Origin of the sequence: Janthinobacterium sp. BJB301, from assembly GCF_002735685.1 — a bacterium.
In the GTDB taxonomy this organism is placed as follows: Bacteria; Pseudomonadota; Gammaproteobacteria; order Burkholderiales; family Burkholderiaceae_D; genus Janthinobacterium; species Janthinobacterium lividum.
This window is the reverse complement of record NZ_PDZJ01000001.1, coordinates 1,051,820-1,063,512: the sequence shown is the minus strand read 5'-3', so window position 1 is coordinate 1,063,512 and position 11,693 is coordinate 1,051,820. Positions and strand designations below refer to the sequence as shown.

Annotated in this window: 10 protein-coding genes; 4 read left to right on the top strand and 6 right to left on the bottom strand. The window is 60.6% G+C overall.

Features of this window, described 5'->3' with window-relative positions; all coding sequences use genetic code 11:
• The 5 genes from tssE to CSQ91_RS04675 all read right to left on the bottom strand — a co-directional run bounded on the left by tssE (nucleotide 1) and on the right by CSQ91_RS04675 (nucleotide 3,803).
• On the bottom strand, nucleotides 1–489 hold the full coding sequence (tssE, locus tag CSQ91_RS04695) for a type VI secretion system baseplate subunit TssE (RefSeq protein WP_034777804.1): 489 nt from the start codon (nucleotides 487–489) through the stop codon (nucleotides 1–3).
• Nucleotides 490–635: 146 nt separating this feature from the next.
• A complete protein-coding gene (locus tag CSQ91_RS04690) occupies nucleotides 636–1,127 on the bottom strand; it encodes an Hcp family type VI secretion system effector (protein WP_034752191.1) in 492 nt (163 codons plus the stop codon).
• Between the two features lie 29 nt (nucleotides 1,128–1,156).
• Nucleotides 1,157–2,641 carry a type VI secretion system contractile sheath large subunit gene (tssC, locus tag CSQ91_RS04685; RefSeq protein WP_034777802.1) on the bottom strand — a complete coding sequence of 495 codons (1,485 nt, stop codon included), beginning with the start codon at nucleotides 2,639–2,641 and terminating at the stop codon, nucleotides 1,157–1,159.
• A gap of 4 nt (nucleotides 2,642–2,645) precedes the next feature.
• A complete protein-coding gene (gene tssB, locus CSQ91_RS04680; RefSeq protein WP_034777800.1) occupies nucleotides 2,646–3,155 on the bottom strand; it encodes a type VI secretion system contractile sheath small subunit in 510 nt (169 codons plus the stop codon).
• A 66-nt stretch (nucleotides 3,156–3,221) separates the two neighbouring features.
• Nucleotides 3,222–3,803, bottom strand: a complete 582-nt coding sequence (locus CSQ91_RS04675) for a tetratricopeptide repeat protein (RefSeq protein ID WP_257217219.1) — start codon at nucleotides 3,801–3,803, stop codon at nucleotides 3,222–3,224.
• A gap of 359 nt (nucleotides 3,804–4,162) precedes the next feature.
• Here CSQ91_RS04675 and tssK point away from each other — a divergent pair, with 359 nt between their 5' ends.
• From tssK to CSQ91_RS04655, 4 genes are read left to right on the top strand one after another with little or no spacing between them, the layout of a single operon-like run.
• Entirely contained in the window at nucleotides 4,163–5,509 is a 1,347-nt protein-coding gene (tssK, locus tag CSQ91_RS04670) for a type VI secretion system baseplate subunit TssK (RefSeq protein WP_099387499.1), read from the top strand.
• 9 nt (nucleotides 5,510–5,518) lie between these two features.
• The gene (gene icmH, locus CSQ91_RS04665; RefSeq protein ID WP_034777796.1) at nucleotides 5,519–6,298 is read left to right on the top strand and encodes a type IVB secretion system protein IcmH/DotU; all 780 of its coding nucleotides are present in this window, start codon (nucleotides 5,519–5,521) and stop codon (nucleotides 6,296–6,298) included.
• Entirely contained in the window at nucleotides 6,298–10,104 is a 3,807-nt protein-coding gene (gene tssI / locus CSQ91_RS04660; protein ID WP_099387498.1) for a type VI secretion system Vgr family protein, read from the top strand. The genes icmH and tssI overlap by 1 nt, the downstream gene beginning before the upstream one ends.
• Before the next feature lie 50 nt (nucleotides 10,105–10,154).
• Nucleotides 10,155–10,592 (top strand): hypothetical protein, encoded by a 438-nt coding sequence (locus tag CSQ91_RS04655; protein ID WP_070257344.1) that lies wholly within the window; start codon nucleotides 10,155–10,157, stop codon nucleotides 10,590–10,592.
• Between the two features lie 626 nt (nucleotides 10,593–11,218).
• Here CSQ91_RS04655 and CSQ91_RS28495 read toward each other — a convergent pair.
• Nucleotides 11,219–11,692, bottom strand: a complete 474-nt coding sequence (locus CSQ91_RS28495) for a DUF7919 family protein (RefSeq protein ID WP_139144460.1) — start codon at nucleotides 11,690–11,692, stop codon at nucleotides 11,219–11,221.
• Nucleotide 11,693 lies beyond the last annotated feature (1 nt).

Below are 11,693 nucleotides of genomic sequence, written 5' to 3'. Positions count from 1 at the left end.
TCAGGCTCCTTGCGCCGCACGGCGCGCCTTGCTGATCGTGTAATGCAGGCTGGACGGCTGCAGGATGGCGTCGAAGTTGACGGGTTCCTGGGCCGAGTGCACCACCAATAGCGCGGTGATGGCGAAATTGAGGCGGTTGATCGAGCCTTCCTGGATTTCCAGCGAAGCGCGCACGCTGCGCAGGCGCGGCTCATGGCGCGCGATGGCCTTTTCCAGGCACTGGCAGATATACGCGCGGTCATCGGAACTCGACAGGCTCAGGCCGGCGAAATCATTGAGGCCGTAGGTGACAATCGAGCGGCCGCATTCGGGAAATTTTTTCAGCAGCGCTTCCGGTATCACGGTGCGCGTATTGAGCAGCGCCTCCAGGTCGCGCGCCACGGTGTCTTTCAAATCCTCCAGCGACAGGCGCGAGACGGTGCTACTGGAAGCGCCCTGGACAGGCGTGTCCATCAGGCGGTCGAACAATCCCGGCGTAAAACCCTTCATCGGTATCCCGTCATTGGCAGTGGGAAGGAACAAAAGGGCGGCCTGCGGCGGCCCTTTGATTCAGGAGCATCAGTCACGCAGGCACAAGCCGGAGTCACCGTCGGCGGCTAGCCGGAACGGCTTCATCCGGCAAGGGCCGTTGCCGATCAAATCGTCTTGTTGGCCGACAGATCCCAACCGCCGGAGGTATTGCCGCCTGAGCCGCCACCGACTTTTTGCTGCGTGTATTTCCACTTGACCTTGGAATACTTGATCGACACATTTTCGCCGAGGATGTCGCCAGCCGCGACGGACGGCGCCACGCTGCTGATCAGCACGTTTTCCAGTTCGATCTCGAAGTACTTGATGCGCTCGCCCTGGCCGTCAGCACGCAGGAATTCGAATTTGGCTTTCGGGATCGTTTTACCGGATGAGCAATTTTGCAGCAGCAGGGGCGTGGCGAGGTCGGCCAGCTTGGCGACCACGATATCCTTGTGCTCGGTACGTTCGGCGGTATGCCCGCCGCCCGTCGAGGCGGTGGCGGACTTCGGCTGCAGTACTTCCCACTGGACCGACTTGCATTCGATCCAATCTTTGTGGGAGGTGTCGGTGGATTCGCCTTTGATACCATCAATTTGCAAGTAAACGTCGATTGCCATGTCATTCCTTTCGGTTGTTTATGAAAAAATCAGGATTTGGTCGATTGCGGCAGCTCCGCGACCAAACGGAGTGAAACGGACAGCTCATCGAGCTGGAAATGGGGACGCAGGAAGGAAATCGCCCGGTAGACGCCCGGACGGCCAGGCACTTCCGACACCTGCACCGATGCTTCGCGCAATGGAAACTGGGCCTTCTGCTCCTGGCTGGCGTTATCGTCGAGCAGCACGTATTGCATCAGCCAGCGGTTGAGGAAATCTTCGACGTTGGACGCGGCGGCAAAGCTGCCGATCTTGTCGCGCATCATCGCCTTCATGTAATGGGCGATGCGCGAGACGGCAAAGATGTATTGCAGCTGCGACGACAGCACCGCATTCGCATTGGCGGAATCGGTGTTGTACTTCTTGGCCTTCTGCGCCGACTGGGCGCCGAAGAACGCCGCGTAATCCGTGTTTTTGCAATGCACCAGCGAAATGAAACCGAGGTCGCTCAGCTCTTTTTCGCGGCGGTCGGTAATCGCAATCTCGGTCGGGCATTTCAGCGCCACTTCGCCCTCGTCGGTCTTGAAGGTATGGGTCGGCAAGTCTTCGACCAGGCCGCCGCCTTCCACGCCGCGGATCGCCGCACACCAGCCGTAATCGTCGAAGGCCGCCGTCAGCTTGGCACCGAAGGCATAGGCGGCATTGCACCACAGGTATTTCTGGTGGTTGGTGCCATCGACATCCTCGACGAAGTTGAAGCCGTCGACGGTGGCGCCGTCGGCCGGATTGAACGGCAGCCGCCCCAGGTAGCGCGGCAGCGTGAGGCCGACGTAGCGCGCATCTTCCGATTCGCGGAACGACTTCCACTTCGCATATTCGACCGTGTCGAACACCTTGGCCAGGTCGCGCGGCTTGCCGAGGTCGGAATAGCTCTCGAGGCCGAACAGCTCGGGCGATGCGGCCGAAATGAAGGGCGCGTGGGCTGCAGCGGCCACATGCGACATCTGTTCGAGGAAATACATGTCTTCGGGCTGGCGCGTGAATTCGAAGTCGCCCAGCAGCGCGCCGAATGGAGCACCGCCGAAAGTGCCGAACTCTTCCTCATACACTTTCTTGAACATGGTCGACTGATCGAATTCCAGCGCGCTCTGGAAATCGCGCACCAGCTCGCGCTTGGTGGCGTTGAGCAGCTTGATCTTCAGGTTGGTGCCAGTGGGCGTGTTATCGACCAGGTGATGCAGGCCGGTCCAGCTGCTTTCCAGCTTCTGGAATTCGGGCGCATGCATGATGACGCTGAGCTGGCGCGAAATGAGTCTGTCCAGCTCGGCAACGCGCGCATCGATGGTGGCCGCCAGGTTGTCCGACACCACCACGGTGCCCTCCATCACCTGGCTGACCAGTTCTGAAATCAGGTCCTTGGCGCGTGCATGCTCGACGCTGGATTTGGCAACCTTGCTTTGTTCGACGATCTGGTCAAGCAAGCCGATATCGGTGGTCGCGGCAGCGCCGGACGCGGGGGTCAGTTGAGCGGACATGGGATCAGTCTTTCTTGGCGGTGGATTGTTGTTCCAGCTGGGCCAGCTTTTCCGTGCTGTTGAGCACGTCGTTCAGGATATCTTCCAGCTTGTCGTTACCGGCCAGTTTGTTGCGCAGGTCGGCCAGCTTGGTGCGCGCCTCGAGCAGGCGGCGCAATGGCGCCACCTGCTCCACCACCGCCTCGGGACGGAAGTCGTTGAGCGACTTGAAGCGCAGGTCGACGCGCAACTGGCCGCCGTCATCGCTGAGCTCATTGCTGACGCCAAACGCGGCGCGCGGCTCGACGCCCTTGAGCACCTCGTCGAAATTGTCGCGGTCAATGCCGATGAACTTGCGGTCCTTCAGCCGTTTCTGCTCGACTTCCGAATTGCCGCCGAAGTCGCCCACGACGCCCATCACGAAGGGCAGTTCCTTGTTTTCAATCGCATCGCCGATTTCCACGTCATACGTCATCTGCACGCGTGGCGGCCGGACCTTTTGCAGGCGTTTTTGAACACTTTCTTTTTTTGACATGACACATCCCTTCACGAGTAATCGGCGGCATCCGCGATGCCCTGGTAGATTGCTACTGCCTCAGCTTCACTTCAAACCATCGAAGGGATTGGCACTGCTGTCAGCAGTCTTGCTCTGTCCCTTGCGCGGCGGACGCGCCGGCTGCTTGTCGCGCGCCTGCGCCGCGGCCGGTGCCGGTACCAGCACGGTTTCGCCCAGGCTTTCGCGCAACAGCTTGGCCAGATCCTGCGATTCGGTGCGCAGCGGGCCGGACAGGTTGTTCTGGCGGCTCAGGTCGGCCAATGCACGCGTCGACAGGCGCAGTCCGCTGATCGCAATGACGCTGTTGGCCAGTTTGTCGGCGGGGTCGCGCACCAGCACTTCCTGGGCGTTGATGATGGCGTCGCCGTACTGGCCCGCCTCATAGCGGGTCTGCGCCATGCGGGCCCATGGATTCTTATCGGCTGGGAATTCGACAGCGGCTTGTTTCCACAAACCCATGGCCGCTTCGTTGTTGCCCGAACTGGCAGCCTGGGTCGCCTTTGCCATCAGATCGTCGAGCGAGGGCGGCGGCGGCGCCGTCTTGACCGCTGGTGCGGTGCTGCAGGCACTGAGCGTCAATGCGCAAGCGACCGCGGCAAAAAAATGGAGTGTGAATTGGCGAGACATGGTCTGATTTCCCTCAAAAAAAAAGATGACGCGGTCATTAAAAAACTTGCAATTTATAGTTGCCAAATTCTTATTTTTGCGAGACTAACACGGATTGAATATTGACTCCGTTCAATAGAAAATACGCGAAAACTCACAATCCGATCGGCCGCAAAGGCAGGCACCATGCGGGAAACGTACCGTACGCGCCTTTCTTCCAGATAATGTTAATGTTGTTGCAGTTGCGAAAAAAGCACATAATTTCTTATTGCAAAGATTGAATGATCGGACGCACCTGCAAGGCGCCGATCGCGCTGCAAAAGAGCCCGGGAGCGGCAGCGTTCTCCGCGCTTTTACTTCCTCGGGAAAAAGGGCAATCGATGAGCATTACAAGCAAATTGTTATGGGGTGAAGGTCTGTTTCTGCGCCCCCAGCACTTCCAGCAGCAAGACCGGTACCATGAACATCGCCTGCACGAAAGCATCAAGGCGCTGCATCCCTACGCCTGGGGTGTCAATCACGTGCAGATCGACCGCGATGCGCTGAGCAATAACACGCTGCGGCTGCTGGAACTGTCGCTGGTGTTCCAGGATGGCGAAATCTACAACGCTCCCGGCGCCGACGAGTTGCCCGAAGCCCTGGACCTGAGCAAGCTGCTGCAATCACAGCAAACCGTCACGTTTTATGCCGCCCTGCCCGCCTTCAAACACTTCGGCGGCAACTTTGCCGCGCCCGACCAAACCAATAGCGCAGCCCGCTACGGTCAGACCAACCTGGAAACGCCCGACCTGTACACCCATGCGGCGCAGGCCGAACTGGCCTACCTGCAAAAATCGCTGCGCCTGGTGGCCGAATCGGAACCGCGCGATTCGTATGTGAATTTTCCGTTGCTGCGCCTGCGGCGCCTGTCGACGGGCGGCTTCGAGCCGGACCCGTCGTTCGTGCCGCCGAGCCTGTCGATCCGCAGCGCCCCGCTGCTGTTCCTGCAACTGCGCCGCCTGATCGATGCGCTGCAGGCAAAGGTCAACGCCCTGTACGGCCACCACCGCGAGCCGAGCAAGAATGTGATCGAATTTCGCTCCGGCGACATGTCTTCGTTCTGGCTGCTGCACACGGCCAGTTCAGCCTTCGCCTCGCTCAGCCATTACTTCCATCATCCGGCGCTGCACCCGGAGCGCCTGTACGAAGCGCTGCTGGCCCTGGCCGGCGCGCTGATGACGTTCTCGAAAACCCATGCGCTGGCCGACCTGCCGGCTTACCAGCACACCGATCCGGGGCCGTCGTTCGCGCGCCTGCACGCGATCATCCGCGAACTGCTCGACACGGTGATCTCGTCAAAATATTTCGCCATTGCATTGACCGAAATCAAGCCGTCTTACCATCACGGCAAGCTCGATTCGGGCAAGATCGACGACAAGACCGCGTTTTACCTGGGCGTCTCGGCCGACCTGCCGGGCGTGGAACTGGTGGACGTGGTACCGCTGCGCTTCAAGATCGGCGCGCCCGACGATGTGGAAAAATTCGTGCTGTCGGCCCTGCCCGGCGTGCGCCTGCATCACACGCCGCAAGTGCCGGCCGCCGTGCCCGTGCGGCCCGATACGTACTACTTCACCATCGAAGCGAAGGGCCAGATGTACGACCGCATGCTGCAGGCCCAGTCGATTTCGATCTACGTTCCGTCCGGCATGCGGGATCTGAAACTTGAACTTGTCGCCATTACTTCCTGAAGATAAACGATGAATGCAAACGCCCCCTCCCTGATGTCCGGCGGCTCCGCCGCTTACGCATCGAGCGTACCTGCCGGCCCGGGTACGGAACACACGCTGACGGACCTGATGTACGACGGTTTCTACGCGCTGTTCATGCTGAAAAACGGCAGCGGCCCGCAAGACAATGCCGACTTCATCAGAAAGATGACGCAGTTTCTCGACGAATTCGGGCACGCGGCGAAAAAACATGCGGCCTCGGCCGACGATATCGATGCCGCCAAATATGCATTTTGCGCGGCTGTCGACGAAATCATCCTGCGCTCGCCGTATGCCATCCGCGACGACTGGGCGCGCCGCCCGCTGCAACTGGTGCTGTTCGGCGACCAGCTGGCCGGCGAGAATTTCTTCATCCGTCTCGAAGCCCTGCGCGCGCGGGGCAGCGCCCACCTGCAGGCGCTGGAAGTGTTTCACATGTGCCTGCTGCTCGGCTTCCAGGGGCGGTACATCCTGGAAGGCTCGGAAAAACTGGCCTACCTGACGGCCCGCCTGGGTGACGAGATCGCCCAGATGAAGGGCAAGAAAGCCGGCTTTGCACCACATGCGGAACGCCCCGACCAGATTGCGCACAAGTTGCGCAACGACGTGCCGCTGTGGGTGCTGTGCTCGATATTCGCGCTGATCTGTGCACTCGGTTACCTGGGCCTGCGCACCATGCTGGCCAAAAACACCGAACAGCAGATGAACGCCTACAGCGATATCGTCAAACTGGCGCCGCGCACGGCCAACCTGACCATCACGTTGCCTTAATGAGCGGCCCGGCAACGACAGAGGCCGCCCTGGGGGTGTTCGGCACCGGCCTGTCCCAGCATGCGCGGCTGATCACGCTTGCCACGGCGCAGGAATCGAACCAGCCCGAATCGCTGATGGCCGAGCGGATGACGGGCCGCGAGGCGGTCAATGAGCTGTTCCGCTTCGAGGTCGATGCCTTGAGCACGGCGGCGGGCCTGGACCTGGCCAGCTTTCTCGGGGAAGAAATCACGCTCAAGCTGCTGCAACCCGACGGCAGCTGGCGCGCCTGGCACGGACTGTGCACCGACTGCGGCTTTGCCGGCGCCGATGGCGGCGTGGCGCGCTACCGGCTGCGCCTCGAGCCTGCCCTGGCCTTGCTGGGCTTGCGCCGCGACAGCTATATCTTCCAGGACAAGAACGCGCGCGACCTCATCACGGAGCTGCTCGGCGACTATCCGCAGGTCCGTTTCGAATTCGATGTCAGCCAGGAACTGGCGCCACGCCCCGTCTGGACCCAATACCGCGAAAGCGACCTGGCCTTCCTGACCCGCGTGCTCGCCTTCGAAGGCCTGAGCTGGCGCTTCGAGCACGAACAGGAGGATGGCGCGGCGCAACAAGGCGAACAACAGAACGCGCAGCAGGCAAAGCACAAGCTCGTGATTTTCGACAGCAAGGCAGTCGCGCCGCCGACGCCGGGCGTGGCTGGCCTGCGCTTTCACGGCGTGCGCGCCAGCGATACCGATGACACCATCGACAGCTTCAGCGCGCGGCGCCAGGTGCGGCCCAATGCGGTCGGCATCAGCAGCTGGGACCCGCAGCAACTGGCGGCGCCGGCCGCCGAACACAGTTCGAGCCTGCAGGCGGGCGAGCTGCCACCCCTGCCCCTGTACGATGGCTCCGGCGAACGGCGCTATGCCGACAGCACGGCGGCCGATCCGCACGGCCTGCGCATGCTGCAGGCGCTGGAACTGGATAACAAGCAATTCACGGGCGCTGGCGCGGTGCGGCGCATGGCGGCCGGCCACGCCTTTAACCTGCTGCAGCACGAACACTATGCCGATGGCGCCAACCAGTTCACCGTGCTCTGGGTCGAGCACGAAGCACGCAACAACCTGGGGCCGGCCGGCGGCGCGCTGACAGCGCTACTGTCGAAACTGTCGGCAGTGGCCAGCCTGAGCGACGTCGCCAGCCTGCTCGATGGCCAACTCGAGGCCGGCACCTACCGCAATACCTTTGCTTGCGCGCGGACCAGCGTGGCCATCGTGCCGCTCGCCACCGCCGCGCGCGTGGCCAGCAGCGCACTGGGGCCGCAAACGGCGCTGGTGGTCGGCCTGCCCGACAGCGTGGCGACCACCGGGCGCGACCACCAGGTACGCATCCAGTTCGCCTGGCAACGGGGCGGCGCCGCCAATCCGGGCGGCATGGCGCACAACACGGATCAACAGGGCAACGCACCCGGCAATGAAGCGTCAGGCACCTGGGTGCGCGTTGCCGAAGCCTTGGCCGGCCCGAACTGGGGTTCACAATTTACGCCGCGCATCGGCACCGAAGTGCTGGTCGACTTCATCGAAGGCGACATGGACCGTCCGCTGGTAGTGGCCCAGCTCTATACCGGCAGCGACGCGCCACCGTATGCGGCCGGCGTCGGCTCGGACGTCAATCACGCCGGTGTCATTTCCGGCATCCACAGCCACAATTTCGATGGCGGCGGCTATAACCAGTGGGTGATCGACGACACGCCGGGCCAGTTGCGCACCCGCCTGGCGACAAGCAGCGCGGCCACGCAGCTGAACCTCGGCTACCTGGTACAGCAGGGCCCCAACACGGCCCAGCGCGGCAGTTACCGCGGCAGCGGTTTCGAACTGCGCACCGATGCCTGGACGGTGCTGCGCGGCGGCGAAGGCGTGCTCATCTCGACCACCGCCCGCGCACAGACTGGCGCGGGCGTTGCTTCTACCCAGCTCGACACCATGGAAGCGCTGGCCCAGCTGAAAGGCGCGGCCGAACTGAACACGTCGCTGGCAGAGGCCGCACAGCAACAAACCGCCCTGTTCAGCCAGGACGCGAAACAGGCCCAGCTGGACCTGATCAAGCAGATCGATCCGCAGCAGGATGGCAAATACCAAGCGAGCGTGGGCGGTCAGGAAGCACTGAAGGCCAGCGCAGGCGAGCGCAAGCTGGCCGCCGACCAGCCGGTGGAAAAGTTCGGCCAGCCGCTGGTACTGATGGAAGCGCCTGCCAGCATCAACTGGGCCACGCCCGGCTCGACCGTGGTGTTTGCCGCCCAGCAGTTGCACTGGACGACGCAAGCGGACTTGCACATGACGGCCGGCCACACCTATTCATCCGTGTCGGCCAGCGCGCAAGGGCTGTTTACCCACACCGGAGGCATCCAGGCGATTGCCGCGAACGGCCCCGTATCGCTGCAGGCGCATACGGGGCAACTGGAAATCCTGGCCGACAAGGCCATTACCGTGATCTCGGTCAACGACTGCATCGACATCAAGGCCAATCAGAAGATCACGCTGCAGGCCGGGCAATCGTCGATCACGCTTGAAGGCGGCAATATCACGTTTACCTGTCCCGGCAACTTCACGGTCAAGGGTGGCCAGCACGTGTTCAACGGCGGCGCCAGTGCGGCGGGCGTGCTGCCGGCGCTGCCGGACACGCGCATCAAGCTGTTCGATGAAGGCTTTGTGCTGCGCGACCGCGACACGGGCGAAGCGATGCCGCGCCAGCCCTACCGCATCAAGCGCGAAGATGGCAGCTATGAGAGCGGCATGACCGACGAAAAGGGCTTGACGCATGTGATTGCGGCCGCCGCCACCGAGGCGCTGGTGATCGAGCTGCTGAAAACCGTGGGCGGCCAAGGTTCGGCACCGGCACCGGCATCCGCCCCCTCTTCCGCACCGGCGCCGGTGCCAGGTTCGCCAGGGCAGCCGGCAGCCAGGGCCAGCACCCCGCCGGAACCCAAATACAAGCCGGCAGGCGACTCCAGCACCACGCCGGTGGACAACAAGCGCCGCAAGGAAGTGCTGGTCAAGCTGCCGGCCTGCTGGATCGAGGACTACGAAAAGGAAATCGCCGGTCCCTCGTATGGCCGCTATGCGCAGCCTTACCAGCACGACGGCACGCCGCACAAATACAAGGACAGGATCTGGTTCAAGCTGTACGTGCCGTCAAAATCGGACGGTCCGGTGGTGGTGGAAGTGCGCTTCAAGGCCATCACGGTACTGGACGCCGCAGGACAGGCGCTGGAAGAGAGCGACAAGGGCACGGAATCGGCGGCGCTGCGCGTCAAGCAGCGCGCCAACGTGGTGGCGCTGGCGAAGAAAAACGCGACGGCCGGCATCGAAGGCAACTGGAACAACAAGTTCCGGCTTGAAATCAATGATCCGCAATGCGGACAAAAAGTGTTGCCCGTGGTTTTCCGCGTCCTCTGGGTCGACGAGAATCAGCATTACACGCTGCAGATCCACAAGCGCTATGACCGCGAAAACGTGACCGGCGACGTGATGAACGTGTCGCTGGCAACGGCACTGACCACGTATGCGCATGAATTCGGGCATTGCGTCGGCATGCCCGACGAATACTCGTACACGGAATTCGAAGAAACGGTACGCTATTTCAAGCCGGACGGCACGCTCGACGAGCCTATCGTCTGCCACGTCAACGGCACGTCGCCGGAAGACCTGACGCAATCGATCATGTCGTACGCAGAAGGCGCGCGTATCCTGAAACGCCACGGCTGGAATATCGCGATTGAGGCGCAGGAATTACTGAGCAAAAAAATCGGCAGGAAAATACGATGCGATATTGTCTGACCCTGCTTATCTATGCCATGCTGATGGCACTACCATTGAAAGCGAACACCATGACGAGCACCCACGCGCCCCTCTCCATCTCCCTGCAATGCCTGGGCAACGCTGGCTGCGTCTATGAGCGCAAGCCGATCGACCTGCTGGTTACCATCCGCAACGATGGCAGCCGCGATATCGGTTTTCCGCTCGACTACCTGCGCAAGTCGGGCCCGATCGTCAAATTCATCGATACCGATACCGGCGCCGTCACCTACGCCCGCCGTGGCCTGGCCAATCCGGCGCTGAAAACGCAATTCACCACGATTGCGCCAGGCGCCTCGATTTCCATGGAAATCGACGTGCATCCAACCGACATTGAAACGTTTCGCATCAAAAAAGTCGATATCAGCGTGGAAGTGATATTGAAGGGCGACATACGCATCGATGGTGAAGCGGAGTTGCAGGACTACCAGGGCGGCGCGAAGATCCGCATCTTTGAAAAAGAGGAGTAAGACGATGCTGGTGCGGATGGTGCTGATCAGCGTGGCCCCATTACCGGGGCGATACTGACCGCATTGCCTGACAGGTCCAGTCCGGGCGCACATGGTGGCATCCCCCGATGACTGGTACTGGAGCAGTCATCGGTACTTTTTTGGACGACGCGGCACCTCCATACTGGTTGGCACGTGACTGGCTCTTGATCCAATTTGGCGTTACCCGTGACGAGGCAGTTCCTGTTTATTGCCGGTTTATCGCGGGCGGGATGGAAGAGGAAAGTCCACTCACTCACACCTGTCATCAGATTCTTCTGGGCGACGACGCCTTCGTTTCGGCACATCAGCAATCGCAGCGTTCCGCAGCATTCAGGGATATGCCAAGGCAGCAACGCCGCGCGCTGTCGCGCTATCACTAGCGCAATCTCAGGCCCTCTATAGCGACAGAGACGAGGCAATGGCACACGCTTATTTGCCTACCGCTTTACCATGCCTCACATCGCCGCCGCTTTTCACGTCTCGAGCAGGACAGTGAGTCGGGCCGTATCTGCATTTAATTCAGCGCAACTTACTGAGAATCGAGACGGCCAAGGCTGAGATCGTGTACGAATGACGGACCTGCCCCGGGTCCCGCAGCCCCTCTTTTATCTCACCCTATTAAACCAACCGCTTTCTATCAGCTTTTCCCTGTAGACTGCATCCGCAAAAAAATACGAATTTACATCCAATGAATCAATAGCAGCAATATATTCTTCAGGCGGGCAATATTTATGAACTTCAATCAGATGCATTATTTCAATGGGTGATGCATAAATACATTTATCAGAAGGAATCCAAATCTCCGCATTTGGCAACACTCTACCATTTGCGTCCAACAATTCCAATTCCCCGCAAAGCTGACAAATCGGCGATTCACGAATCGGATCAACTAGAGGTTGAAATGTACCAATGCCGCCAGCCACTAATTTTAGCTTTCGAAGCGTCGATGTAGGCACATCCCCAACTGGAAATTTCTCAAAAATATTTAACCAACCCACATTTCTTACTCCATCCATAACAAATGGAGTAATTTGATGCGTATAGTTTGTCAAATCTTCAAAGTATTTTTTTTCAGTCATT